The following is a 25709-nucleotide window of genomic DNA, read 5'->3' as shown; positions in this document are numbered from 1 at the left end:
CATAAGGTGCACGCATGCGTGGAATCCTTCTGGCCGGCGGTACCGGCTCGCGGCTGTGGCCGCTGACCCGAGCGGTCTCGAAACAGCTCCTCCCGGTCTTCGACAAGCCGATGATCTACTACCCGCTGTCCACCCTGGTGATGGCCGGCATCAGCGAGATCCTCATCATCACCACCCCGGCCGACCGGGAGCAGTTCGAGCGTCTGCTGGGCGACGGATCGCAGTTCGGCCTGCGGCTGGAGTACGCCGTCCAGGAGCGTCCGGAGGGCATCGCCCAGGCCTTCGTGCTGGGTGCCGACTTCATCGGCGACGAGAACGTCGCGCTGATCCTCGGCGACAACATCTTCCACGGCAGCGGCCTCGGCACCCGGCTCTCGGAGCACACCGGCGCCAAGGGCGGCCGCGTCTTCGCGTACCCGGTGGCGGACCCGACCGCGTACGGCGTGGTCGAGTTCGACGAGGACGGCCAGGTGATCTCCATCGAGGAGAAGCCCACCGAGCCCAAGTCCCGTTACGCCGTCCCCGGCCTGTACTTCTACGACAACCGGGTCGTCGAGATCGCCCGCAACCTGAAGCCGAGCGCGCGCGGCGAGCTGGAGATCACCGCGGTCAACGAGGCCTACCTCCAGGCCGGCGACCTGCACGTGACGATCCTCGACCGCGGCACCGCCTGGCTGGACACCGGCACGTTCGTCTCGATGGTCCAGGCCTCGGAGTTCGTCCGGGTCATAGAGGAGCGCCAGGGCTTCAAGATCGGCTGCATCGAAGAGGCGGCCTGGCGGGCCGGCCTGATCGACTCCGCGCAGCTGCGCGAGCTGGCCGAGCCGCTGCTGAAGAGCGGCTACGGCCAGTACCTGGTGGCGCTGCTCGACGAGGAGGCGGCCCGGTGAAGTTCAACGAGCTGTCCATCGAGGGCGCCTGGGAGATCACCCCCCAGCTGCACGGCGACGCGCGCGGCCACTTCACCGAGTGGTTCCGCTTCGACCGGCTCGCCGAGGTGGTCGGCCACCCGCTGCGGCTGGCCCAGGCCAACCTCTCGCTCTCCAGCAAGGACGTCGTGCGCGGCATCCACTTCGCCGACGTCCCGCCCGGCCAGGCCAAGTACGTGACCTGCGTGCGCGGCGCGGTGCTGGACGTCATCGTGGACCTGCGGGTCGGCTCGCCGACCTTCGGCCGCTGGGAGGGCGTGCGCCTGGACGAGACCGAGCGCAAGGCGGTCTACATCTCCGAGGGTCTCGGCCACGGCTTCTGCGCGCTGACCGACGACGCGACGCTCACCTACCTGTGCTCCGAGACGTACAACCCGACCGGTGAGCACGGTGTGCACCCGCTGGACCCGGACCTCGGCATCGTGTGGCCGGCCGACGCGCCGCAGCTCTCCGCCAAGGACGCCGAGGCGCCGTCGCTGGCCGAGGCGCTGGCGAGCGGCCTGCTGCCCGACTACCAGCAGGTGAAGGCGTTCACCGCCGGCCTGAGCGCGGCCCACCGCGCCTGATCCGACGGCTCCCCGTACGTGCCGAGGGCCCGGCCGCAGCTGATGCGGCCGGGCCCTCGCGCGTCACCGGGCCCGGGCGCCGGCGGCGCGGACGTCACCGGCCGCGGAAGACCCAGACCTTGAGCAGCAGGAAGCGCGCCACCGTGGCCAGGCCGTTGGCCACCACCAGCCCGGCCACCTCGACCGGCCGCGAGGCGTCCGGCACCAGCAGGTCCAGCAGGGCGAGCGCGCCGCTGCTCAGGCCGAGGCCGATCAGGAACGCCACCGCGCCCTGCAGCTGGTCCTTCAGCGCGCCCTCGCTGCCGGTGATCCCGAAGGTGAACCGGCGGTTGGCGGCGGTGTTGGCGACCGCGCTGACCGCGAGCGCGATCAGGTTGGCGGCCTGCGCGCCGGTGACCGACCGCGCGACGACGAACAGCAGCAGGTAGAAGAGCGTGCTCAGGACGCCGATGACGAGGAAGGACGGCAGCTGGCGGCGGGTGTTCCGGCCGGCCGCGGGCGGGCCGGCCGGTTCGCGCGTGAAGGTCACCGGGCCCCGTCCCGCAGGTCGTCCTCGGCCGAGTCGTGGCCGACGAAGTAGGCCGGCCTGGCCTGCACGGCCGAGTAGATCCGCCCGACGTACTCGCCGAGCAGGCCGACGCAGATCAGCTGCACGGCGCCGATGAAGAGCATCCCGATGAACAGCGAGGACCAGCCGGGCACGGTGGAGCCGAAGGCGTACGACACCGTGGTGTAGACCGCGAGGAGGATGCAGACCACGAAGCTCAGCAGGCCGAGCCAGGTGGCGAGCCGCAGCGGGCTGGCGGAGAAGTTGGTGATGCTGTCGAGCGCCAGCCGGACCATCTTCGAGAGCGGGTACTTGGTGCTGCCGGCCACCCGCTCCTCGCGGACGTAGACCACCTCGCCGCTGGGGAAGCCGAGCCACGGCACCAGCAGCCGGTAGACCGGCTGGTGCTCGGGCATCGCCTTCAGCGCGTCGACGGCGGCGCGGCTGAGCAGCCGGAAGTCGCCCGCCTGGTTGGGCATCCGCTTGCCGACCAGCTTGCGCATCAGCCAGTAGTAGGCGCCGGCGGTGTGCCGCTTGAAGAAGGTGTCCGTCCCGCGGTCGCCGCGCACGCCGTACACGATGTCGAGGTTCTGCTCGCGGGCGAGGTCGAGCATCTCGGGGATCTTCTCCGGCGGGTCCTGGAGGTCGGCGTCGATGGAGACCACGTAGTCGCCGAAGGCCCGGTGGATGCCGGCGGTCAGCGCGGCCTGGTGGCCGGAGTTGCGCGCGAACCGGACGATCCGCAGCTGCGGCCAGTCCTGCCGGAGCTTCTGCATGATGACCGGGGTGGCGTCGGTGCTGCCGTCGTCGACGCCGACGACCTCGTAGTCGACACCGAGCCCGTCCAGGATCGGACGCAGCCGCTCGGCCGTCAGGGGCAGAGCCTCCTGCTCGTTGAAGATCGGCATAACAACCGACAACAGGGGCGCCGTTGACATGAGTTGGTCCCGCTTTCGCTGCGGCCTGCTGGATCGAGCCCGAGAATAGCAGTCGGTCGTGAGCCCACCGTGAGACCGGATGAGCGCTTGGTGAAGGCCGAAGGGCCCCGCACACCGGAGTGTGCGGGGCCCTTCGGGTCGCCTGTTGGTGCAGGCAGGTCTAGATCGTCAATTACTTGAGGATCTTGGTGACCTGGCCGGCGCCGACGGTGCGGCCACCCTCACGGATGGCGAACTTCAGGCCCTCCTCCATGGCGATCGGCTGGATCAGCACGACCGTCATGGCGGTGTTGTCGCCCGGCATGACCATCTCGGTGCCCTCGGGGAGGGTCACGACGCCGGTCACGTCCGTGGTACGGAAGTAGAACTGCGGGCGGTAGTTGTTGAAGAACGGGGTGTGGCGGCCACCCTCGTCCTTCGACAGGATGTAGGACTGGGCCTCGAACTCGGTGTGCGGGGTGACCGAGCCCGGCTTGATGATGACCTGGCCGCGCTCGACGTCCTCGCGCTTGATGCCACGGAGGAGCAGACCGACGTTCTCACCGGCCTGGCCCTCGTCGAGCAGCTTGCGGAACATCTCGATGCCGGTGACCGTGGTGGTGGTCTTGGTCTCCTTGATGCCGATGATGTCGACAGTCTCGTTGACCTTGAGGATGCCACGCTCGATACGACCGGTGACGACGGTGCCACGACCGGTGATCGTGAAGACGTCCTCGATCGGCATCAGGAACGGCTGGTCCACGGCGCGGGCCGGGGTGGGGATGCTCTCGTCCACCGCGTGCATCAGGCCGAGGAGCTTCTCGCCCCACTCCTTGTCGCCCTCCAGCGCCTTCAGCGCGGAGACGCGGACGACCGGCAGGTCGTCGCCCGGGAACTCGTACTCGGAGAGGAGCTCACGGACCTCGAGCTCGACGAGCTCCAGGATCTCCTCGTCGTCCACCATGTCGGCCTTGTTCAGGGCGACGACGATGTAGGGGACGCCGACCTGGCGGGCCAGGAGGACGTGCTCCTTGGTCTGCGGCATCGGGCCGTCGGTGGCGGCGACGACGAGGATCGCACCGTCCATCTGGGCCGCACCGGTGATCATGTTCTTGATGTAGTCCGCGTGACCCGGGCAGTCAACGTGGGCGTAGTGACGCGCCTCGGTCTGGTACTCGACGTGCGCGATCGAGATGGTGATACCGCGCTGCCGCTCCTCCGGCGCCTTGTCGATCTGGTCGAACGGCGTGAAGGGGTTGATCTCCGGGTACGCGTCGTGCAGCACCTTGGTGATGGCCGCGGTAAGGGTCGTCTTACCGTGGTCGATGTGACCGATGGTGCCGATGTTGACGTGGGGCTTCGTCCGCTCGAACTTCGCCTTCGCCACTGCAGTCCTCCTGAGGACAGTTCTGTACGCCGTGCTGACGTCAGTTGGTCTTTGATCGGGTTTGGGTACGCGGTGCCGCAGCACCCCATGCCGTCCCGCGGGTGGGGGCGGAGGCCCCCGGGGGAGTCCGAGTGGATTCCCCCGGGTTCGCCTCCTAATAGCCTAAGGGTTCGCAATCGTCCCGAATGTCGGGACCAGTGCGGCCTCGGGTAAGGGCCGGCTGGTGCCGGTCCTTACTCGCCCTTGGCCTTGGCGATGATGTCGTCCGCCACGTTCCGCGGAACCTCGGCGTACGAGTCGAACTGCATCGAGTAGCTTGCGCGACCAGAGGTCTTGCTGCGCAGGTCACCGACGTAGCCGAACATCTCGGAGAGCGGGACCAGCGCCGACACGACGCGGGCACCGTAGCGCTCGTCCATGGACCGGATCTGGCCACGGCGAGAGTTGATGTCGCCGATCACATCGCCCATGTAGTCCTCGGGCGTGGTGACCTCGACGGCCATCATCGGCTCGAGCAGGGTCGGGGACGCCTTGCGAGCGCCCTCCTTGAAGGCCATCGAGCCGGCGATCTTGAACGCGAGCTCGGAGGAGTCGACGTCGTGCGAGGCACCGTCGAGCAGCGTGACGCGGACACCCTGGAGGGGGTAGCCGGCGAGCACGCCGAACTCCATGGCCTCCTGGCAACCGGCGTCGACCGAAGGGATGTACTCCTTCGGCACGCGGCCACCGGTGACCTTGTTCACGAACTCGTAGCCCTCGCCGGACTCGATCGGCTCGATCGCGATCTGGATCTTCGCGAACTGGCCGGAGCCACCGGTCTGCTTCTTGTGCGTGAAGTCGATACGCTCGACGGCCTTGCGGATCGTCTCGCGGTACGCGACCTGCGGCTTGCCGACGTTGGCCTCGACCTTGAACTCACGCTTCATACGGTCGACCAGCACCTCAAGGTGCAGCTCGCCCATACCCGCGATGATGGTCTGGCCGGTCTCCTCGTCCGTGTTGACCTGGAAGGACGGGTCCTCCTCGGCCAGGCGCTGGATGGCGGTACCGAGCCGCTCCTGGTCGCCCTTGGACTTCGGCTCGATCGCGACGCGGATGACCGGGGCCGGGAAGTCCATGGACTCCAGGATGACCGGGTGCTTCTCGTCGCTCAGGGTCTCGCCGGTGGTGGTCTGCTTGAGACCCATGACGGCGACGATGTCGCCGGCGCCCACCGAGTCGATCTCCTCACGCTTGTTGGCGTGCATGCGGTAGATCTTGCCGATGCGCTCCTTGCGGCCCTTCACCGCGTTGAGGACGGCGGTGCCGGCCTCAAGGCGCCCGGAGTAGATCCGGACGAAGGTGAGCTTGCCCAGGTGCGGGTCGGACATGATCTTGAACGCCAGCGCCGCGAGCGGCTCGTCGTCCGACGCCTTGCGGGAGATCTTGACCGTGTCGTCGCCGGGCTTGGTGCCCTCGATGGACTCGATGTCCAGCGGCGACGGGAGGTAGTTGACGACCGCGTCGAGCAGGGGCTGAACGCCCTTGTTCTTGAAGGCGGTGCCACAGAAGATCGGCGTGAAGTCCGAGTTCAGCGTGCCCTTGCGGATCGCGGAGATCAGCAGCGCCTCGGGGACGGACTCGCCCTCCATGGCGAGCTCCATCACCTCGTCGCTGACGGTCGACACGGTGTCCAGCAGCTTCTCGCGGTACTCCTCGGCCTGGTCCACCAGGTCGGCCGGGATGTCGACGATGTCGTACATCTCGCCCTTGGCGGCCTCGGCCGTCCAGACCAGCGCCTTCATGCGGACCAGGTCGACGACGCCCTGGAAGTCCGACTCGGCACCGATCGGGAGCTGCATCACCAGCGGGGTCGCGCCGAGGCGCTCCACGATGGTGTCGACGCAGAAGAAGAAGTTCGCGCCCGTGCGGTCCAGCTTGTTGATGAAGCAGATGCGCGGGACGCCGTAGCGGTCAGCCTGCCGCCACACGGTCTCGGACTGGGGCTCGACACCGGCGACACCGTCGAACACCGTCACGGCACCGTCGAGGACGCGCAGCGAACGCTCCACCTCGACGGTGAAGTCGACGTGACCCGGGGTGTCGATGATGTTGATCGTGTTGTCAACGCCGTCGAGCGTCCAGTGACAGGTCGTCGCGGCCGACGTGATCGTGATGCCGCGCTCCTGCTCCTGCTCCATCCAGTCCATGGTGGCAGCGCCATCGTGGACCTCACCGATCTTGTACGAGACACCGGTGTAGAACAGGATCCGCTCGGTGGTGGTGGTCTTGCCCGCGTCGATGTGCGCCATGATCCCGATGTTGCGGACCCTGGCGAGGTCAAGGGAGGTTGCAGCCATGGTGGCTCGTTCTCTCTCTGTCTAGTGACGGGGTTGGGACTACCAGCGGTAGTGCGCGAAGGCCTTGTTGGACTCGGCCATCTTGTGGGTGTCCTCGCGACGCTTCACGGAAGCGCCCAGGCCGTTGCTGGCGTCGAGGATCTCGTTCATCAGGCGCTCGGTCATGGTCTTCTCGCGACGGGCGCGGGAGTAACCGACCATCCAGCGCAGCGCCAGGGTGCTGGCGCGGCCCGGACGGACCTCGACCGGAACCTGGTAGGTCGCGCCACCGACACGGCGGGACTTGACCTCGAGGGCCGGCTTGACGTTCTCCAGCGCGCGCTTCAGCGTCACGACCGGGTCCGAGCCGGTCTTCTCACGGACGCCCTCGAGGGCGCCGTAGACGATCCGCTCGGCGGTGGAGCGCTTGCCGTGCAGCAGGATCTTGTTGACCAGCTGGGTGACGACCGGGGAGCCGTAAACCGGGTCGATGATGACCGGGCGCTTCGGGGCGGGGCCCTTACGAGGCATTCTTACTTCTCCTTCTTGGCGCCGTAGCGGCTGCGGGCCTGCTTGCGGTTCTTGACACCCTGGGTGTCGAGCGAACCGCGGATGATCTTGTAGCGGACACCAGGAAGGTCCTTCACACGACCACCGCGAACCAGCACGATGGAGTGCTCCTGCAGGTTGTGGCCCTCGCCCGGGATGTAAGCGGTGACCTCGATCCCGCTGGTGAGGCGCACACGGGCGACCTTACGAAGCGCCGAGTTCGGCTTCTTCGGGGTGGTCGTGTACACACGCGTGCAGACCCCACGACGCTGCGGGGAGCCCTTCAGCGCGGGAGTCTTGTTCTTCTCGACCTTGTCCTGCCGGCCCTTTCGGACCAGCTGCTGGATCGTAGGCACCGTTTCTCCGTTTTCTGTGTGCCAAGGCTTGGTGGAACTAACCTGCGGTGTTCCCGTCGCACACGGCCCCGTGGTCGACCCACGCGGTCGGGTGTGTTGGGTTTATTCCGGCACGGAATCCCGTGGGCAGCTGTACAGCGACGGCGCTCACGCGCGGCGCGCCGAAAAGGCGCTCCGGCTTGGCGCGGCGACCGGTGTGCATGCACGCACAAGGACCCGGGGACACCCCAGGCACAAGGTCAGAGCGTACCTAGCGCATCGGGCGCGGTCAAAACAAATGCAACGCCGCAGGTCGCGGCCGTCGACCGGGTGTCGCCCGGATGTCCCGCGCGCGGCCGCCCGGTGTCGGACCGCTCTCCTGCCGCTCTACCACACCCGGACGGCCGCCGCCACCGGAGCAGCCCCGGGCGGGGCGGCGGACGTCAGGCCGGCCCTCCGGACGCGAGGAGCAGGATGAGCACGAACAGGCCAAAGATCGCACACTCCACGTAACCGATGACCAGGCCGACGGTGGCCATCGCATCGCCGTCCTCCTTGCGCGTGCGCAGCTGGTTCTTGGCGACGTGGCCGGCGATCACCGCGGGCAGTCCGAGCCCGAACAGGCTGAGCACCAGGGACGCCACGGCCGCGCCGTTGGTCGGCCGCGGCGGCGGCAGCAGGACCGGCGGCGGCAGGAACGTCTGCGGCACCGGCGGGCCGGCGGCCGTCATCGGCGTCACCATCGGAGTCACCATCGGACCGGAGGGCAGGTCGGCCACCAGCCGGGCCAGCTCGCCGTACGTCTGCGCGGCGCTCGCCGCGTCGAACCGCTGGCCGTACTCGTCGGCCGTGAGCCGGCCCTCCGCGAACGCGGCCTTCAGCACGTCGACCGTGCGGTCCCGGTCCGTGTGCGCCGCCCGCATCTGCGACTGGTGCAGCTGCCCGGACGGCTGCGGGCCGAAGGACTGCGGTGCGAACGACGGGGATGCGGCCGGCCACGGCTTGTTGTAAGGCGCCGGCGACGCCTGTGGAGACCGGCCCCCGAAGCCGGGGTCCTGCTCGCCCCACGGCTGACCGCCCATCCGCCACCTCCGACACCCGACGAGCACTCGCGCTCACTGACTCTCATAGTGCAGGACGATCCGGGGTGCTGAGTAGTTGCCGGTTTCGGAGACCGGCTCAGAACGCGCCGCGGAACCCGCCCGGCCCCGGATGGTCTCACCCGTTCGGCCGAGTCACACTGAAGATCATCAAGGGGGCGACAGGCCTGGCCGGGCAATGGCAGGCTGTGGCCCGCACCACCCGTACCGACCAGTAGAGAAGGCCGCCATGCAGGCGTCAGCGCCGCCGTCCCCCGCCCCCGTGCCCGGCACCCGATCGGCGGTGAGCATCCAAGGGCTGTGGAAGCACTTCGGCAGCCAGGCCGCGGTGGCCGGGCTGAGCCTGGAGCTGCCGGCCGGCGCGTTCATCGGGCTGGTCGGCCCGAACGGCGCCGGCAAGACCACCACCCTGTCGATGGTCACCGGCCTGCTGCGGCCGGACCAGGGCACCGTCCTGGTCCACGGCGCCGACGTCTGGCGCGACCCGGTCACGGTCAAGGCCCGGATCGGCATCCTGCCCGAGGGCCTGCGGATGTTCGAGCGGCTCAGCGGCCGCGAACTGCTGCAGTACAACGGCCGGCTGCGCGGCCTGCCCGGCGCCGAGGTGGACCGCCGCGCCGAGGAGCTGCTGGCCGTCCTGGACCTCGCCGGCGACGCCGACAAGCTGGTCGCCGACTACTCCACCGGCATGCGCAAGAAGATCGGCCTGGCCGCCGCGCTGCTGCACAACCCCGACGTGCTCTTCCTGGACGAGCCCTTCGAGGGCGTCGACCCGGTCTCCGCCCAGACCATCCGCGGGGTGCTCAAGCGGTACGCCGCGGCCGGCTCCACCGTCGTCTTCTCCAGCCACGTCATGGAGCTGGTCGAGCAGCTCTGCGACTGGGTCGCCGTGGTCAACGCCGGCCAGGTGATCGCCCAGGGCCCGCTGGACGCCGTCCGCGGCGACCGCAGCCTGCACGAGGCCTTCCTCTCCCTGATCGGCGTGCGCGAGGACGACGGCCTGGCCCTCGGCTGGCTCGGCACCGGCCGGGCCGGCGACGCACCGGCCGACGACGCACCGGCCGGCGACGGGCACCCCGACGGTGACCGGCTCGGGGGCGAGCAGCGGTGAGCTCCCCCCAGACCACCGGCGTCCAGGCCGTCCCCACCCCGGTCCCCGACGGCCGGACGGTGGTCCGCGCGCTCGTCGCGCTCAAGCTCCGGCTGCTCCGCAACGGGCTCAGGCGCAGCCCCGGCCGGACCGCCCTCTACGTCGTCGGCGCGGTGGTCGGCCTGCTCTTCGCCGGCCTGATCGCCCTCGGCATGGCGCTGCTCAACGGGCACAGCGGCGCCGGTGCCGCCGGGGACGCCGGCGTGATGCTGACCGGCGTGCTCGCGATCGGCTGGGCCGCGCTGCCGCTCTTCCTCTTCTCCAGCGACGAGAGCTCCGACCCGACCCGGCTCACCATGCTGCCGCTGCGCCCCGGACCGCTGCTGCGCGGCTCGGTGCTGGCCGCGCTGATCGGGCCCGGCCCGCTGGTCTCGCTGGTGCTGGTCACCGGCGCCGCGCTGTCCGGCGCGAACGGCGCCGCCTCGGCGGCGGCCGCGGTGGCCGGCGTCCCACTGGCCGTGGTCAGCCTGGTGACGCTCTCCCGCGCGGTCGCCGCCGGCAACGCCCGGCTGCTCTCCAGCCGGCGCGGCAAGGACTTCGCGATCTTCGGCGGCCTGCTCTTCGCCCTGCTGATCCAGATCGCCAACCTCGGCTCGCAGAGCGTCTTCGGCCGGCCCGGCGCCGGCGTCGACCTCGGCCCGCTGGCGCCGATCGCCTCGGTGCTGCGCTGGGTGCCGCCGGTCAGCGCGGTGGACGCCGTCCGCACCGCCGGCGAGGGCCGCTACGGCCTGGCACTGCTCCAGCTCGCCGCCACCGCCGCGCTGCTGGTGCTGCTCCTGCGCTGGTGGCGGGCCAGCCTCCAGCAGCTGATGGTCACCGCCGACGCCTCCACCCTGGAGGTGGCGCGCGGGGTGCAGTCCTCCCGCGGCTGGGGCTTCCTGCCCGCGGGCCGGACCGGCGCGGTGATGCAGCGCCACCTCCGCTACGCCTGGCGGGAGCCGCGGGCCAAGGCCGCCGTGTTCACCAGCATCGGGATGACCGTGGTGCTCTGCGTGCTGTCGGTGGTCCAGGGCTGGTCCAGCGTCTACCTGATCGCGGCGACCGGGATGTTCCTCGGCCTGCAGATGATCAACCTGTTCGGCATGGACGGCTCGGCGTTCTGGATGGTCGCCGCCACCCTGCTCACCCCCGCCGACGCCCGGGACGAGCTGCGCGGGCGGGCCTACGCGGTGCTCTCCTACGCACTGCCGGTCACGACCGTGCTGGCGCTGGTGCTGGCCGCCGTCACCGGCGACTGGGCCGGCCTGGCCCCCGCGCTGGGCGTGGCGTTCGCCCTGCTGGGCACCAGCATCGCGATCGGCGCGGTGCTCAGCGTGCTGGCGCCGTACACCATGCCCTCCGACAGCAGCCCGATGCGCAACGCGGCCCCCGGCCAGTCCGGCCTGGTGATGCTGAACAGCTTCGGCTCGATGTTCGGCGCCGTGCTGCTCAGCACCCCGGTGACCGGCTACCTCGGCTGGGCGCTGCTCACCGGCGGCCCGGCCTGGCCGCTCCTGTTCGCCGGCCCGCTCTACGGCGCCCTGCTCGCCTTCCTCGGCGTCCGCCTCGCGGCCGGGCGCCTGCTGGAGCGCATCCCGGAGATCCTCGCCAAGACCGTCGAACGCTGAGCCCGGCACGGGTGGGCCCGGCTTCGAGGCCGGGCCCACCCTCCGTGCCTACTCCTCCTCGTCGTCCTCGTAGGGGTCGTCCCCTTCGTACATCTCGGTGCCGGGGAGGGTTGTGCCACCGTTGTAGATGGCGTTCTGGAGCTTCGACGAGAGCTTGTGGAGTGGCTCCCACTCGGCCTTGGAACCGAAGGCGTTCAGCGTGCTGCTCGCGGTGAGGGCCATCAGGTTGTTCAAGTGGTCGGTAGCGGCCTCCAGGGACTGCAGCAGACCCGCCCGCGCCTGCGTGACCTGCTCGTTGACCGAGAGCGGCTTGCCTCCGGCCTCCGTCAGCTTCTCGTTCTCCTTCTCCTGGGCGAGCACGGGGTCGGAGACGGACACCACGCGGTACTGGCCGAGTGCGATCTCGACACCCGTCGCGTCCCTCGCCACCCGGTCCGGCTGCGCCATGTCGACGTCGATGTGCGTGTAGTACGACGTCAGATCGGTAGCCCTGGTCAGCTGGGCGTCGGTCAGCGAATTCTTGGCCTGACGGTCCGGCTCGAACCGGTCGGCGGCGTGTGCCAGGATCCAGAAGCCCACTTCGTTGCCAGGTGCCGACAGTCCCGCGACCACGGCGTGCACATCCGCGCGGAAGGGGACGGTTCGGCCGACCGCGGATCCGACGTTCCGGGTCAGCAGTTTGTCGGTGATGAGCGCGACGCCTCCGGCCACCGCGAGGGTCATCCGGGCATCAAGGTCGCCGTCCAGCGCGGGCCCGACGAGATCGGCAAAGCGGGCCGTCGGCACCGGCTCCCACATCCCGTTGCGGACGTCGTCGGTGAGCACGCCTCCGTTGCCCCAGGCGTTGCGGGCCTGCTGGAGAACGGCCTTCTTCGCCGCGCGCCAGGGGTGATCGACAATCGGGCCCAGCAGTTCCGCATAGCCGACGTACTTCATCGCCCGCGTGCCCTTGATGTCCATCGCGTGGCGCTTCACCTCGCGGTAGAGCTCGCTCCTGGTCAGGGCGTGCACCAGGCAGACAGCGCGCCACAGGGCTGTCGGCGGGATCGTCGGGTCGCCGAACACCCTCGAGACCTGGTTCGGCGGGATCCGGCCGATCGCGAGGTCCACGACGTCGGCGAGGTCCACCTGACCGGCCGCACGCTGCACCGAGTTGGACAGCAGGACCCGACGGAGCGCCCGGGAGCCGACCTCGACGTTCTGCGCGGCCAGGTCCCAGCCCTTGAACTCCACGTGCACCGCGGCGAGGATGCTCCGCACCGCGTCATCGAAGAGCTCGTCGTCGGGCAGGACACCGCCCGGGTAGGCCTGCAGACCCACTGCGATCTGCGCCGGCACCACCAGCGTCTGGCCGATCCGCACCGCCCGGTCGGTGGGCGGGTCGCCGAGCCCCCGCAGGAACTCGCCGCGGAGTTGCTCGAGCTCGTCGTGGCGGCCCAGCGCGTGCCGTTGGCTGAGGCTCCGCTCGGCCGCGTTCCGGCGGGTGGGCCGCTCGGCTAGCAGCGCGTCGGTGGCGGCGTCGGCGATCTTGCCCGGGGTGGCGTCGTCTCCGGCGAGCAGCGCCCAGGCGCTGGTGATCCGAGTGATGCCGTCCCGGACCACCAGGACGTGGATGGTCTCCGTGTTGTCCTCGAACTCCAGCCGGCAGGGATGCGCGATCACCGCGCGGGTGATCCGTCGGGCGAGGATGGACTGATCGTAGGGGTTCGGATTGGCCTCCCGGGTGTAGGCGATGGTCTGCCGTAGGTGGTCCCGCAGGTGTTGCGGGTTCTTGTACACATACGACACGGTGGCCAGGGGCCGCCCGGCCGTCCGCTCCTCGCTCTCTTCCAGCACCCCCCGGACGACCGGGTCCGGGATCGGCAGCGCCTCTTGACCGGTCCTCGGCTGCAGTCCGGGGAACAGCTCGGTGAGCCATACCCGGGCGTGGATCGAGCGCAGCGTCGCACCTTCGACATGCTCGTCGATCAGCGCGGTGGCCGAACCGGCATGGGTGCGCAGCAGTGCGGCGATGGCCTCGGGGTGGACGACGGCGCGGGCCACCGCGTGCCAGCCGTCGTCGTCGAGCGCCGTCCCGGGGTCGGTAAGGCCGGCCCTGACCAGCTTGCCCCGGCCGGTGGCGGAGGAGGGCTCCGGGAGCTGGCGCTCGAAGCCGCTGATGGTGAACTCCTCGCCCTTGAGAACGAAGTTCAGGCTCTCCGGCCCGCGCGGCCCCGGCAGCTGCGGGTGGCCGGTCTGCTGTTCGGAACGGCCTGGCTCCTTGAATTCAATGGATGCAGTCACGGCAATCCCCTCATCTGTCGGGCTGATTGGCTAGAAGTCCTGGGATCTATGGCATGGCCTTTGCCATCGGGCGGCGGTACAGTGGAGTCGTGGTCCGGGCGACTGTGAACGCTGTCGCCAGGTCTGCTTTTACGAACCCCGGCCAAGTGCCGGGGTTTCGTCGTCCCGGGCCGGTTTCAGACCCGCTCGGGGCCGTGCGCCTTGGCCAGATGAGCCGGGTACCAGTGGTGCATGAAGGCCCGCTTGGGAGCCCGGACCAACCACTGGAACGCGGTGTAGGCGATGAGGTCGGCGAACTGGACGGGCTGGCTCTCGTGCGCCGGAACGAACTTGAATCCGGTGATCCTGGCAGGCCGCACCTCGTCGAACGCGGCCTGGTACAGCGGGTTGGTGCCGTCGCCGTCGATCACCAACCGCCCGTACTCCCGGGCCGCCTCCAACTGCGCGTTGATCCGCCGAAGCGTCCCGGCGAAAGCCTCGTCCATGAGCCGGCGGTGCCTGAGAGGCCGCTGCGCGAAGACCGCGCCGACGGACAGGTCGGGCTGGGCGTCGAGCAGGTCGAGCATGTGCTGGGCGATGTGCTTGCGATACCTGGCCGCCAGCTCCTTGCCCCCAGGGCGACCGTGACCGGTCAGGAATTTGGTCGCATGCAGCTCGAACTCGACCGGAATGCCGTACTCGGCCAGCAGGCCGGCCCGGAACGTGTCGATCTCGTCGAAGAAGCACGCCTCGTCCAAGGCCGGTACGCCCATCCAGGCATAGAGCCAGATCCCCTGGTCGTGCGCACCCGAGTCGTCGAGGTAGAAATGCCGGTCCACCGGCTGCTGGTGCATGAAGGCAGGCCCCCACCGCGAGCCATTGACCTCATCCGACACCTACTGTCGGGGTCCTCCCCCACGCTTTCGCGTTCCCGGGGGCACGTCGGCTCATCAACGCGCTACGTCACTCCGACGACGACGTAGCCGGACCCGCTCTCGATCGAGCGGCCCGCCGTATCGAACGACGTTCGCAAGATCAGCGCGGAGCCCAGTCTGCAGAGGCGCCCGGGACGATTCCCAGGCACCGGCCGCGCACAACCACCGGAGGGCTCGCTCTCCGGTGATCCTACTACCGAGAGCAGTAGATGGACATCGGCTAAACCTGCTCCAGGTAACGAAACTGACGGAATATCGAACTCCGGTTAGCATGCACCGCCCGTCGTCAGCCAGGCGGCCCACGGGGTTCGGTGGCGACCTCCGGCATCATGGGCGGGAGGCTGTCCTGACCGCAGGGCGGGTACGAGGAGAGCGGGCGACACCGTGGGCAAGGGCAGGCGGCAGGGGCGGACCGGCGCGGACGAGAGCGCCGGGCCGCTGCTGGAGCGGGCGGTGGGGGCGGTGCTGACCGCGCCGGACGAGACCCTGGACCTCGCACTGGACACCGGGGCCTCGCTGCTGGCGGCCTCCCCCGCCCAGTGGCCGGCGGTGAGCCGGGCGCTGCTCGGGTACGCGGACACCGCGGTCGGCCGGTGCTGGTCGGCGGGGTGGCGGCCGGCCGACCTGGTCCGGGTGGTGCGGCGGGAGCTGAAGCCGGTGCACCTGGCACTCGCGGTCGACCTGATCGCCGCCGAGGGGCGCCGGCACCCGGCGGCGGCGCTCGACCGGCGCTGGCACGAGCAGCTGCGCGAGCTGGAGACGTCGCTCTGGTGGGAGGGCGACGAGGCGTACCTGGCCGCCTTCGCCCACCGGCACCGGCTGGACCGCTTCGCGCTGGCCACCGCGGTGCTGGAGCTGCTGCGCACCTGGGGCCGGCTGCCCCCGGTCGCCCCGGTCGGCCCGGCCCCCGGGCGGGCGGTGCGGCCACAGCACTCCGGACCGGTGCCGGGCGAGCCGCGGATGCTGTCCCGGATCCGGGCGCTGCTGGCGAAGGCCGAGTCCACCGACTACCCGGAGGAGGCCGAGGCGCTCACCGCCAAGGCCCAGCAGCTGATGGCGCAGCACAGCATCGACGAGGCGCTGCTGGCGGCCGCCGGCGCGGACCGGAACGCCCCGGCGGCACTGCGGATCGGCGTGGACAACCCGTACGAGGGCCCGAAGACGATGCTGCTGGACGCGGTGGCGGCGGCCAACCGGTGCCGGGTGGTCTGGGCGAAGGAGTTCGGTTTCTGCACCATCATCGGCTTCGACGGCGACCTGGACGGCGTCGAACTGCTGTACACCTCGCTGCTGGTGCAGGCCACGCACGCGATGAACCGGGCCGGCTCGCGCCAGCACCTGGACGGCGCCTCCCGCACCAAGTCCTTCCGGCACTCCTTCCTGGTGGCGTACGCGGCGCGGATCCGCGAGCGGCTCGCCGCCGCGACCGAGCGGGCGACCAGCGACGCGGCGGCCGGCCGGCACCTGCGCGAGGACGGCACCGAGGAGCAGCTGGTGCCGGACGAGCGGCTGCTGCCCGCACTGGCGGCGCGGACCGAGGCGGTGGACCAGGAGGTCGGACGGATGTTCCCGAAGCTGGTCTCGCAGCGGGTCCGGGTGAGCGACGGCGAGGGCTGGGCGGCCGGCCGTGCGGCCGCCGACCGGGCCGCCCTGCACGGCCGGGCCGGCGAGATCCGGCGCTGAGACCCGCGCCGGGGAGATCCGGAGTCGGCGGGCGGGCCTGATAGAACGGACTCCGGGACGAACGAGGGGGAGCGACGGTGACCGAGCCTGGATACCCGGACCGGGTGCGCGGGGCGCTGCTCGGCGGGGCGGTCGGCGACGCCCTGGGCTGGCCGGTGGAGTTCCAGCAGCTGTACCAGATCCGGGAGCAGTACGGCCCGGCCGGGGTGACCGGCCTGCCGTCCGGCGGCCGGATCGCCGAGGTCACCGACGACACCCAGATGACGCTGTTCACCGCCGAGGGCCTGATCCGCGGCTTCGTCCGGGGCTGGTCGGGCGGCGGCGGCTCGGTGCCGGAGGCCGTCCACGGCGCCTACCGGCGCTGGCTGCTCACCCAGAGCCAGGGCGCGCCGGACCAGCAGCCGCTCGCCCGCCCGTACGACGGCTGGCTGCTGCGGCAGCCGTTCCTGTACGCGCGGCGGGCGCCGGGCAACGCCTGCCTCACCGGGGTGTCGTACCACCCCGTGTTCGAGGCGCCGGCGCCGGTCGGGCAGCCGGGGCCGATCAACGCGCACTCCAAGGGCTGCGGCACGGTGATGCGTTCGGCGCCGTTCGGGCTGGCCCGGCTGGGTGCGGAGCAGTCGTTCGGGCTGGCCGCGCAGTGCGCGCAGCTCACCCACGGGCACCCGACCGGTTACCTGGCGGCGGGCGCGTTCGCCGCGCTGGTCGAGCGGCTGGCGAACGGGGTCGAGCCGTGGACGGCGGTCGGGCTGACCGTCGAGCAGATCCGGGACCTGCCGGGCTCCAAGGAGACCGTGCAGGCGCTGGCCCGGGCGGTGCGGGTGGCGCAGGAGTCCGAGCCGTCGGCGGAGGCGGTGGAGCGGGTCGGGCTCGGCTGGATCGCCGAGGAGTGCCTGGCCATCGCCGTGTACTGCCTGCTGGCCGCCACCACCGAACCGGACCCGGTCCGGACGGCGCTGCTGCTCTCGGTGAATCACTCCGGGGACAGCGACTCCACCGGCGCGGTCTGCGGCAACCTGGTCGGCGCGGCGTTCGGCGCCGCCGCCCTCCCGGCCGCCTGGACCGAGGCGGTGGAGGGCAACGAGACGCTGCTGCGGGTGGCGGACGACCTGCTGGTGCTGTTCGGCAGCCGGGAGCCGGCCCATCCGGCGCTCGGTGGCCGCTACCCCGCCTGGTAGGCCGCCGCCCTGCTCGGCGGGCCTGCACAGCGACTGTTCAGCGGCCCTGCTCGGCGGCCCTGTTCAGCGGGCCTGCGGGTCGGTGACCTGGCCGAGGAAGAGCGGCCGCCCGGTGCCGGTGTCCCGGATCAGGAACAGGAACGGCCGGTCGATGTGCAGCTGCGCGGGCCGCTTGGCGGGGGCCGCCCCCGCCACCCCGATGCTGACGCCGCTGCCGGCCGCGGCCACGGTGCCCTCCTCGTCCACCTCGACGGTGGCCTTCTGCACCACGGCGCCGATCTTCAGCCGCTCGGACGTGCCGGGCCCGGGGATGCCGCCCAGGTCGGCGTCGTCGAAGGCGGCGTTGACGCCGAGTGCGCGCAGGGCCGGCGTCAGTTCGTTGGCCGTGTCGAAGTGGAAGCGCGGCAGGGTGAGGTCGACGGACCGCTCGGCCAGCGAGTCCAGGACCAGCTTGAGCTGGGCCTGGTCGAGCCCCTTGGCGAAGGCCTCGAACCCTCCCTGGGCGGGCACCAGCAGGTCCATCGCCAGCCTGCCGTCGGCGTACGGGAGTTCGACGGCCTGCCAGGGCTCGCCGAGGATGCCGCCGGACCCCTCGGCGTAGCGGAACATACCGGCCTGGGCCATCGTGCTGACGGCGGGCGTCGAACCGTCCAGCCGGTGGAACGGCCGGTCGGAGGTCTCGGCCGCCCTGAACGGGGAGGCCCACTTCGCCTTGAGGTGGAGCGCGTCGGTGAGCGCCAGCCGGGTGTCCGCGTTGATCATGTCCGGCCCGAAGAGGTCCTTGATCCGGCCCTCGGTCGCCTTCTCGACGGCCGCGTTGACGGCCTTGCGGGAGCCCTCCGGGTCCTTGCGGAAGTCGGTGGTGTGCACGCCGGTGTCGAAGGCGGTGGCGAGGGTGGCCAGGTAGTCCTGGTTCAGCGGGAAGCCCTGCTGGGCCCAGAGGTCGTCGGACTGCCGCAGGGTGAGCCCGTCGGTGGGCGGGACGCCGCGGCCGAGGGCGCCGGTGGCGAGGGCGTACTGCTGCGGGGTGAGCCCGGTGTGCAGGGCCTTGGCGAGCTCGTCGGCGGTGGTGCCGCGGGCGCCCGGCAGCACCATGGCGAGCACGGTGGCCAGGCCGGACGGCGAGAGCACCACGTTGCGGCCGGCCCGGTCGGGCGCGGCGGTGAGGGTGTGCAGCAGGTCCAGACCGAAGGCGTCGGTGGCGGCCGCGGTGGCGGCGACCTGCGCCGGGTCGGCGGCCGGTGGCGCGGCGGTCGCCGAGGCGCGGACCACGACGGGCGCGGCGGCGCCGGTGGAGCCGCAGCCGGTGAGCAGCGGTGCGGCGAGGACCGCGGTGAGCGTCGCGGTGAGGAGCAGGACCGCGGGGCGGCGGGCGGGGCGGGCTGACCGTGGTGCGCGGGTTCCGTGCGTGCGGCTCGTCATGGCGGTTCGACGTGCCCGGCCCCCGGCCGGTTCCACCCGCCCCGGGCGCTCAGTCCCAGAGCGCGCCGAGCTCCAGGAGCTCGTCCCGGTACTCGATCCGCTCCACCCAGTCCGCCGGCCAGGCCGACGCGCCGTGGTGGGCGCCGGCGAAGGCGCCGGTCAGGCAGGCGATCGAGTCGGAGTCGCCGGAGGAGTACGCGGCGCGGCGGACGGCGGCCACCGGGTCGTCCGGCAGCAGCAGGAAGCAGAGCAGGCCGGTGGCGAGCGCCTCCTCGGCGATCCACCCCTCGCCGGTGGCCAGGCACGGGTCGGCCTCGACGTCCGGCGCGGCGAGCGCCGCGGCCAGCCGGTCGAGCACGCCGAGGCACTCGTCCCAGCCGCGGGCGATGAACTCCTCCGGGGAGTGGTCGTGGGCGTGCGCCGCAAGGTCGCCGAGCCAGAACTCGTCGTACCGGGTGCGGCTGGCCAGCGCGTACGCGCGCAGGACGGGGAGCAGCCCGGCCGGCGGCAGGCCCTCGGCGAGCTTGCGGACGGCGTACGCGGTGAGGTCGCTGGCCGCGAGCGCGGTGGGGTGGCCGTGGGTGAGCCCGGACTGCAGCTGGGCGGCGCCGGCCAGCTGCCGGGCGTCGAGCTCGCGGACCAGGCCGATCGGGGCGACCCGCATGTTGGCGCCGCAGCCCTTGGAGCCGATGTCGCTCGCCTCCTGCCACCGCCGGCCGACGGAGAGCCGCTGGCAGGAGTGCATGCAGGTGCGGCCGGGGGCGCGGTTGTTCTCCGGCGAGCGCCACCAGCCCACGAACTCCTCGCGGACCGGCCGTTCCAGCCGCAGCGGCCCGAGCGGCCCGCGCTCCAGGGCGCTGCGCAGGCCGCGGCCGAGGGCGAGCGTCATCTGGGTGTCGTCGGTGACCAGGGCCTTCCCGGGGAGCGGGAGCCGCCGCCAGTCCGGGCCCTCGTACGCGGCGATCATCTCGACCGTGCGGAACTCGGTCAGCCGCCCGAGGGCGTCCCCGATCGCCAGCCCCAGCAGTGCCCCTGTCGCCTTGCCCATTCCCGGCTCCCCCCGGCCCTCTCAGACCTCGACCAGCAGTTCCTTCAGCCCCCGGATCACGTAGCCCGGGCGCCACTCGGGCTCGCGGACCAGCCGCAGGCCCGGCGCCCGGCGCAGCAGCGCGCCGTACGACTCGGTGAGCTCCAGTCTGGCAAGCGGGGCGCCGAGACAGAAGTGGATTCCGGCGCCGAAGGTGACGTGCGGGTTGTCGGTGCGGCCGAGGTCGAGCCGGTCCGGGTCGGCGAAGCGCGCGGGGTCTCGGTTGGCGGAGCCGAAGAGCAGGGCGACCTCGGAGCCGCGCGGGACGGTGACCCCGCGGACCTCGATGTCCTCCAGCACCCAGCGCTCGAACATCTGCAGCGGCGTGTCCCAGCGCATCAACTCCTCGACGGCGGTGGGCAGCAGGCCGTCGACGTCGCCGCGCAGCCGGGCCAGCTCGCCCGGGTTGCGGAACAGCGCCCACCAGCCGTTGCCGGTGGTGTTGACGGTCGCCTCGTGGCCGGCGTTGAGCAGCAGCACGCAGGTGGAGACCATCTCCTGCTCGCTGAGCGCGTCCGAGCCCTCCTGGGCCTGGATCAGCGCGCTGATCAGGTCCGGGCCGGGGTCGGCCCGGCGCTCGCGGATCAGCGCCCGCAGGTAGTCGGAGAACTCGATGCTCGCGGTGACGGCCCGGCGGGCGGTCTCCTCGGTCGGGTTGAGCTCGAACATGCCGGTGATGTCGGCGGACCACGGGCGCAGCAGGTGCCGGTCCGCCGCGGGGACGCCGAGCATCTCGGCGATCACCGCGACCGGCAGCGGCTCGGCGACGGCGGTGATCAGGTCGCCGCCGCCGGCCGCGAGCAGGCCGTCGACCAGTTCGCCGGCCAGCCGCTGCACGGTCGGCCGCAGGCCCTCGACCATGCGCGGGGTGAAGGCCTTGGAGACCAGCCGCCGGATCCGGGTGTGGTCCGGTGCCTCCAGGTCCAGCAGGCCGTGGTCGTTCAGCGTGTGGAACGGCTCGTGCGCCGGGTCGGGGGCGGGCCGCCCGAACTCCTCGTGGGTGAAGCGGTGGGTGTACGTCCGCCCGAGCCGCCGGTCCCGCAGCAGCGCGCTGACGTCCTCGTGCCGGGCGACCAGCCACTGGCCGGTGGGCTCGTAGTACGTCACCGGCGCGTGCTCGCGCAGTTCGCGGTACGCGTCGTACGGGTGGGCCACGAACGCCGCCGACCAGGGGTCGAACTTCGCCGTCGTCGTCATCGGTCGATCACTCCTGGCCGTGAGGGGGAGCCGGGGTGATCATCGTACGCACGCGGCCGGTCCGTTTTAAGAGGGTTCCGCCTCCGGTTCAAGAGGGTTCCGCCTCCGGGTGCCGGCTTCAGGCGTGTTCGGCCAGCAGCCGCTGCACCAGCGCCGGCAGGGCGGTGGAGATCGGCTCGCGGATCACCTCGGCCGCCGCCTCGTCGAACGGCGTGGGCTCCCCGTTCACCACGATCAGCCGCGCACCGGACTCCAGGGCGATCTGCGGGAGTGCGGCCACCGGGTAGACCTGGAGGCTGGTGCCGACGGCGATGAAGAGGTCGCAGTTCCTGGCGACGACGTCGGCCTGCTGCAGCACCACCGGGTCCAGCGCCTGGCCGAACATCACCGTGCGGGGCTTGAGCACACCGCCGCAGGCCCGGCAGGACGGGTCCGGCTCCCCCGCCGCGACCCGCTCCAGCGCCTCCTCCATCGACCCCGCCACCCCGCAGGCCACGCACTCCACCTCCCGTGCGGTGCCGTGCAGTTCGAGCACCTTGCGGGCCGTCAGCCCGGCCCGCTGGTGCAGGCCGTCGACGTTCTGGGTGAGCACCCGCACCGGCAGCCCGCTGCGCTCCAGATCGACCAGGGCGCGGTGGCCGGCGTTGGGCTCGGCGGCGAGCGCGCCCGCGTCCCGGCGCATCAGCCAGGACCGGCGGCGGACCTCCGGGTCGGCCAGGTACGGGCCGAGCGTGACCAGCTGCTGGGCCTGCGGGTCGCGCTGCCAGAGGCCGTTCGGGCCGCGGTAGTCGGGGATGCCGGAGTCGGTCGAGATGCCGGCGCCGGTGAGCACGGCGATCAGCGGGCGCTTCGCGTTCATGCCCCGGACGGTACGGGCCCGGACGGCCGGCCCGCCACCGGAATTCCGCGCGCACCGCGTCAACTCCCGCCGCGCACCGGCCCGCTGTTCAGGATGCCCGGAGCCGCGCGACGCGCCCGGCCGGCCCGCCGAAGCCGGCCAGCGGGGCCAGCGCCGCCAGGTAGAGCGCGGCCGTCGCCGGGATCAGGGCCAGGTCGGCCGACGCCAGCACGGTGCCGGCCAGCACCAGCACCGGGCTCCACCAGCGCAGCGTCCGCGCCCGGCCCGTGGAGGCGGCCACCAGCAGCGCCAGCAGGCCGACGTAGAAGAGCAGCGGGCCGACCGAGTAGAACGCCGGCAGCACCCCCGGCCGGCTCTGGACGGCGTCGAACAGCCGGTGCTGGTCCGCCTTGTCGACGGCCACCGCCCCGACGTACAGGTCGATGCCGATCTGCACCAGCGAGGCCGCCAGGCCCGCGAAGGCCACCCCCGCGGCCGTGTCCGCCACCAGCCGGCCCGCCGCGCCGCGCGGCACGAGCCGCCCGCGCAGCGCCGCGAACACCACGCCGAAGAGCAGCAGCCCCGCGAACATCAGGCTGTGGCCGGCCATCCAGCCGGGGCCCGGGTCCCGGGAGCCGTCCAGCAGCCGGATGCCGCCGTACAGCGCCATCAGGGCGGGGCCGCCGACGACGGCGAACGGGGTGAGGCGGTCGAGCTTGGAGGTGGTCATGGTCTGTCTCCGTCTGCGAGAGGTCCGTTCCGACACCGCAGATGCTGTCCGCCCCGGGCCTCGTCGCGGATCGCCCGCACCGGCGAATCACGGCCCTCCCCCGCACGGGGGAGCCCCGGCGGCGGGGCTCCCGGCCGGGGCCCTCAGCCCTCCCCCGCGACGACCGCCCCCGCCTCGTACGCGAACACCACGGCGTGCACCCGGTCCCGCAGCCCCAGCTTGCTCAGCACATTGCTGACGTGCGTCTTCACCGTGTGCTCGCTCACCACCAGCTCGGCCGCGATCTCCGCGTTGGAGAGCCCGCGCGCCAGCAGCCGCAGGGTCTCCTGCTCCCGCGCGGTCAGCTGCTCCAGCAGCCGCGACGGCGCCCGCACCGCCCGCTCGGGGGAGCCCGGCCGGCGCGCGGCGAACTCGCCGATCAGCCGCCTGGTCACGGACGGCGCCAGCAGCGCCTCGCCCGAGGCCACCATCCGCACCCCGTGCGCCAGGTCGTCCCGCCGGACGTCCTTCAGCAGGAAGCCGCTCGCCCCCGCGTACAGCGCGTCGAACACGTAGTCGTCGATGTCGAAGGTGGTCAGCATGATCACCTTCGTCTCCGGGTACTCGGCGCAGACCCGGCGGGCCGCCTCCAGGCCGTCCATCACCGGCATCCGGACGTCCAGCAGCAGTACGTCGGGGCCGTGCTCGCGGACGGCCTCGACCGCCTCGGCGCCGTCGCAGGCCTCGGCCACCACCTCGATGTCCGGCTGGGCGTCCAGGATCATCCCGAACCCGGCCCGCACCAGCTCCTGGTCGTCCGCGACCACCACCCGTATCGGCGTCATCCGCCCACCCTCTCCGCCAGGCCCGCTGCACCCAACGGCAGCCGGGCGCTCACCAGGAAACCCCTGCCCTCCGGCCCGGGCCCGGCCTCGGCCCGCCCGCCGCAGGCCGCCGCCCGTTCCCGGATGCCGACCAGCCCGCGCCCGCCGGACCAGTCGCTCACCGCCCGGTCGGCCCGCGGCCGCACCCCGTGCCCGTCGTCGGACACCAGCACCGCCAGCTCCTCCCCCGCGCGGACCACCCGCACCGAGGCTCGCGAGGCACCGGAGTGCTTCACGGTGTTGGTCAGCGCCTCCTGCACGATCCGGTACGCCGCCGCCTGCACGTCGGCCGGCACCGGCCCGCCGCTCCCGGCGCCGTTCCCGTCGCCGTCCAGCTCCAGCTCGACCTGCAGCCCGGCACCGCGCACCCGCTCGGCCAGTGCGGTGAGCTCGGTCAGCCGCGGCTGCGGCGCCAGCTCCGGCGCCGCGCCCTCCTCCTTCAGCACCCCGAGTACCCGGCGCAGCTGCACCATCGCGTCCCGGCCGGTGTCGGCGATGGTGTCGAAGGCCCGGACCGCCCGCTCCGGGTCGCGGTGCACCACCAGCGGCCCGGCCTCGGCCTGGATGACCATCAGCGAGACGGCGTGCGCCAGGATGTCGTGCATCTCCCGGGCGATCCGGGACCGTTCCTCGGCCACCGCCCGTGCCGCGTCACTGGCCGCCCGCCGGCCGGCCTCCTCGGCGCGTTCCGTCTCCGCCCGCGCCAGCCGGCGCAGCTCGCGCACCAGCGAGCCGAGGACGAAGGTGCCGATGGTCAGCAGCAGGCTGAAGAATGCGCCGTTCACCGAGTGCGTGCCCAGGATGTTGGAGACCACCAGGATCCCCAGCAGCAGCCCGCGCTGCCAGTCCCGGGCCCGGTCCGCCACCGTGTAGATGGTGACCACCGCGTACACCGGGATCTGCGGCATCACCGAGTGGGCGAGCACCGACACCGGCACCGATGCCAGCCCGCTGAGCGCGGCCACCGCCAGCGGCGCCCGGCGCCGCCAGGGCAGCGGCAGGGCGGTGCCGAGCGTCATCGCGTAGACCCACCAGGGCCAGTCCGTCTCGTCGTTCCAGACCGACCAGAGCGAGACCGCGAACGAGAACACCGCCAGCGGGACGTCCAGCAGGTACGGATTGCCCCCGGCCAGCCGGGCCCACCAGCGCGCCACTCGTCCCACCGTCGTCCCTCCCCCGGACGCGGGGAGGTCACCCCCGCCGAGAAGATCATGCCCCACCGGCAGGACGACGGGCACTCCCCCGCCCACCACCGGGCTCACCCGTTCCCGACCGTGACACCGCCCGTCTCGGCCCGGGCCAGGATGCTGCGCGGCGCCCCCGGCTGCCGCGGCACGGCCACGTCCACCCCGCCGGTCCCGGTGCTCGCGTCCACCGCGTAGGCGTCCCCGGCCGGCACCCGCAGCCGGACCCCGCCGGTCCCGGTCCGGGCCTCGACCCTCCCCGGCGCGGTGGCGAAGGACGCCTCGATCCCGCCGGTCTCGGACCGCAGCAGCGCCGTCGGCGAGGTCAGCCCGCTCGCCTCCACCCCGCCGGTGGAGACCGTGGCCTCCACCTCGCCGGCCAGCCCGGTCAGCCGCACCCCGCCGGTCTCGGCCGTCACCCGGACCTTCGTCCCGGCCGGCACGTCGATCTCGTAGCCGACCCCGCAGTCGTCGCAGTCGTAGGTCAGCGTCAGCGTGCCGTCCTTCAGCTCGTGGCTGCTGCGCGGCGCCCCGTCCCGGAAGCTCTGGTGCTCGGTGACCTTCGCCCCCGTCCCGCCTCCGCCGCGCACCGTGACCCCGCCGGTGTGGCCCTGGACCACCAGCACCCGCACCGGTTCGGTCACCGCGTACGAGACGTCCCGCCGCTCGTCGTCGTCCCAGATGCATCCCGCCGTCCCGAGCAGCACCGCGCCCGTGATCGCCATCGCCCCCAGTGCCCGCCTCATCCTCGGCTCCCCTCCACGTCCGTTCGTTCCGACGCCGAGGAGCCTCCCCCGCCGGACCCCGCGGCCGCCTCGCCCGGGCGGGCGGTTTCCCGGTCTCCCCCCCCCGGGGGGGACCGGGTGCGGGACCGCCGAAGGGGCCGGGGGCGGGGTGCCGCCGGGCCCCGCGGTGGCGTAGCGGG

Annotated in this window: 23 protein-coding genes; 6 read left to right on the top strand and 17 right to left on the bottom strand. The window is 72.2% G+C overall.

Going from position 1 to position 25709, the window contains the following annotated elements; all coding sequences use genetic code 11:
• The first annotated feature begins 14 nt into the window (after positions 1 to 14).
• Both rfbA and rfbC read left to right on the top strand, forming a co-directional pair.
• The gene (rfbA, locus tag ABZ885_RS06755) at positions 15 to 890 is read left to right on the top strand and encodes a glucose-1-phosphate thymidylyltransferase RfbA (RefSeq protein WP_360184138.1); all 876 of its coding nucleotides are present in this window, start codon (positions 15 to 17) and stop codon (positions 888 to 890) included.
• Entirely contained in the window at positions 887 to 1495 is a 609-nt protein-coding gene (gene rfbC / locus ABZ885_RS06750) for a dTDP-4-dehydrorhamnose 3,5-epimerase (protein WP_360184135.1), read from the top strand. The genes rfbA and rfbC overlap by 4 nt, the downstream gene beginning before the upstream one ends.
• Positions 1496 to 1589: 94 nt before the next feature.
• Here rfbC and ABZ885_RS06745 read toward each other — a convergent pair whose 3' ends face one another.
• The 7 genes from ABZ885_RS06745 to ABZ885_RS06715 all read right to left on the bottom strand — a co-directional run bounded on the left by ABZ885_RS06745 (position 1590) and on the right by ABZ885_RS06715 (position 8630).
• Complete coding sequence (locus ABZ885_RS06745) at positions 1590 to 2024, bottom strand: GtrA family protein (RefSeq protein ID WP_360184133.1); 435 nt, start codon at positions 2022 to 2024, stop codon at positions 1590 to 1592.
• Positions 2021 to 2950, bottom strand: coding sequence for a glycosyltransferase family 2 protein (locus ABZ885_RS06740; protein ID WP_360184131.1), 930 nt, complete (start codon positions 2948 to 2950; stop codon positions 2021 to 2023). Before ABZ885_RS06740 ends, ABZ885_RS06745 begins: the two co-directional genes overlap by 4 nt.
• A 202-nt stretch (positions 2951 to 3152) precedes the next feature.
• Positions 3153 to 4346 carry an elongation factor Tu gene (gene tuf, locus ABZ885_RS06735; protein ID WP_313764195.1) on the bottom strand — a complete coding sequence of 398 codons (1194 nt, stop codon included), beginning with the start codon at positions 4344 to 4346 and terminating at the stop codon, positions 3153 to 3155.
• 233 nt (positions 4347 to 4579) lie between these two features.
• A complete protein-coding gene (gene fusA / locus ABZ885_RS06730) occupies positions 4580 to 6685 on the bottom strand; it encodes an elongation factor G (protein WP_360184127.1) in 2106 nt (701 codons plus the stop codon).
• A gap of 39 nt (positions 6686 to 6724) precedes the next feature.
• The gene (rpsG, locus tag ABZ885_RS06725) at positions 6725 to 7195 is read right to left on the bottom strand and encodes a 30S ribosomal protein S7 (RefSeq protein WP_030055803.1); all 471 of its coding nucleotides are present in this window, start codon (positions 7193 to 7195) and stop codon (positions 6725 to 6727) included.
• A gap of 2 nt (positions 7196 to 7197) precedes the next feature.
• A complete protein-coding gene (rpsL, locus tag ABZ885_RS06720) occupies positions 7198 to 7569 on the bottom strand; it encodes a 30S ribosomal protein S12 (protein WP_014144289.1) in 372 nt (123 codons plus the stop codon).
• Positions 7570 to 7991: 422 nt separating this feature from the next.
• Positions 7992 to 8630, bottom strand: coding sequence for a DUF1707 and DUF4190 domain-containing protein (locus tag ABZ885_RS06715; RefSeq protein WP_360184124.1), 639 nt, complete (start codon positions 8628 to 8630; stop codon positions 7992 to 7994).
• A 247-nt stretch (positions 8631 to 8877) separates the two neighbouring features.
• Here ABZ885_RS06715 and ABZ885_RS06710 point away from each other — a divergent pair, with 247 nt between their 5' ends.
• Both ABZ885_RS06710 and ABZ885_RS06705 read left to right on the top strand, forming a co-directional pair.
• Positions 8878 to 9759: an ABC transporter ATP-binding protein gene (locus tag ABZ885_RS06710; RefSeq protein ID WP_360184121.1), complete on the top strand. Its 882-nt coding sequence runs from the start codon at positions 8878 to 8880 to the stop codon at positions 9757 to 9759.
• Positions 9756 to 11405 carry a transporter gene (locus ABZ885_RS06705; RefSeq protein ID WP_360184118.1) on the top strand — a complete coding sequence of 550 codons (1650 nt, stop codon included), beginning with the start codon at positions 9756 to 9758 and terminating at the stop codon, positions 11403 to 11405. Before ABZ885_RS06710 ends, ABZ885_RS06705 begins: the two co-directional genes overlap by 4 nt.
• 48 nt (positions 11406 to 11453) lie before the next feature.
• Here ABZ885_RS06705 and ABZ885_RS06700 read toward each other — a convergent pair whose 3' ends face one another.
• Both ABZ885_RS06700 and ABZ885_RS06695 read right to left on the bottom strand, forming a co-directional pair.
• Positions 11454 to 13688: a hypothetical protein gene (locus tag ABZ885_RS06700; RefSeq protein ID WP_360184115.1), complete on the bottom strand. Its 2235-nt coding sequence runs from the start codon at positions 13686 to 13688 to the stop codon at positions 11454 to 11456.
• A gap of 176 nt (positions 13689 to 13864) precedes the next feature.
• Positions 13865 to 14521, bottom strand: coding sequence for a DUF3800 domain-containing protein (locus ABZ885_RS06695; RefSeq protein WP_360184113.1), 657 nt, complete (start codon positions 14519 to 14521; stop codon positions 13865 to 13867).
• A 465-nt stretch (positions 14522 to 14986) separates the two neighbouring features.
• On the opposite strand from ABZ885_RS06695, the gene ABZ885_RS06690 reads away from it, so the two are divergent.
• Together ABZ885_RS06690 and ABZ885_RS06685 are read left to right on the top strand one after the other, a co-directional pair.
• Positions 14987 to 16285 carry a DUF2786 domain-containing protein gene (locus tag ABZ885_RS06690; RefSeq protein ID WP_360184110.1) on the top strand — a complete coding sequence of 433 codons (1299 nt, stop codon included), beginning with the start codon at positions 14987 to 14989 and terminating at the stop codon, positions 16283 to 16285.
• A gap of 77 nt (positions 16286 to 16362) precedes the next feature.
• Complete coding sequence (locus ABZ885_RS06685; RefSeq protein WP_360184107.1) at positions 16363 to 17463, top strand: ADP-ribosylglycohydrolase family protein; 1101 nt, start codon at positions 16363 to 16365, stop codon at positions 17461 to 17463.
• A 63-nt stretch (positions 17464 to 17526) separates the two neighbouring features.
• Here ABZ885_RS06685 and ABZ885_RS06680 read toward each other — a convergent pair whose 3' ends face one another.
• The 8 genes from ABZ885_RS06680 to ABZ885_RS06645 form a co-directional block, all read right to left on the bottom strand.
• On the bottom strand, positions 17527 to 18885 hold the full coding sequence (locus tag ABZ885_RS06680) for a serpin family protein (protein WP_360184104.1): 1359 nt from the start codon (positions 18883 to 18885) through the stop codon (positions 17527 to 17529).
• Positions 18886 to 18934: 49 nt separating this feature from the next.
• Positions 18935 to 19933, bottom strand: coding sequence for an ADP-ribosylglycohydrolase family protein (locus ABZ885_RS06675; RefSeq protein ID WP_360184101.1), 999 nt, complete (start codon positions 19931 to 19933; stop codon positions 18935 to 18937).
• Positions 19934 to 19954: 21 nt separating this feature from the next.
• Complete coding sequence (locus ABZ885_RS06670; RefSeq protein ID WP_360184098.1) at positions 19955 to 21169, bottom strand: cytochrome P450; 1215 nt, start codon at positions 21167 to 21169, stop codon at positions 19955 to 19957.
• 118 nt (positions 21170 to 21287) lie between these two features.
• Positions 21288 to 22028: an NAD-dependent deacylase gene (locus ABZ885_RS06665; protein WP_360184096.1), complete on the bottom strand. Its 741-nt coding sequence runs from the start codon at positions 22026 to 22028 to the stop codon at positions 21288 to 21290.
• An 88-nt stretch (positions 22029 to 22116) separates the two neighbouring features.
• Positions 22117 to 22737, bottom strand: coding sequence for a hypothetical protein (locus ABZ885_RS06660; RefSeq protein ID WP_360184094.1), 621 nt, complete (start codon positions 22735 to 22737; stop codon positions 22117 to 22119).
• A 143-nt stretch (positions 22738 to 22880) separates the two neighbouring features.
• On the bottom strand, positions 22881 to 23561 hold the full coding sequence (locus ABZ885_RS06655) for a response regulator transcription factor (protein ID WP_360184092.1): 681 nt from the start codon (positions 23559 to 23561) through the stop codon (positions 22881 to 22883).
• Positions 23558 to 24763, bottom strand: coding sequence for a sensor histidine kinase (locus ABZ885_RS06650; protein WP_360184089.1), 1206 nt, complete (start codon positions 24761 to 24763; stop codon positions 23558 to 23560). Before ABZ885_RS06650 ends, ABZ885_RS06655 begins: the two co-directional genes overlap by 4 nt.
• Before the next feature lie 95 nt (positions 24764 to 24858).
• A complete protein-coding gene (locus ABZ885_RS06645) occupies positions 24859 to 25530 on the bottom strand; it encodes a hypothetical protein (RefSeq protein WP_360184087.1) in 672 nt (223 codons plus the stop codon).
• Positions 25531 to 25709: the final 179 nt, after the last annotated feature.

Origin of the sequence: Kitasatospora sp. NPDC047058 (genome assembly GCF_040643935.1) — a bacterium.
Lineage (GTDB): Bacteria > Actinomycetota > Actinomycetes > Streptomycetales > Streptomycetaceae > Kitasatospora.
Note: the sequence above shows the minus strand (reverse complement) of the source record. Positions and strands in the feature narration are given on the sequence as shown.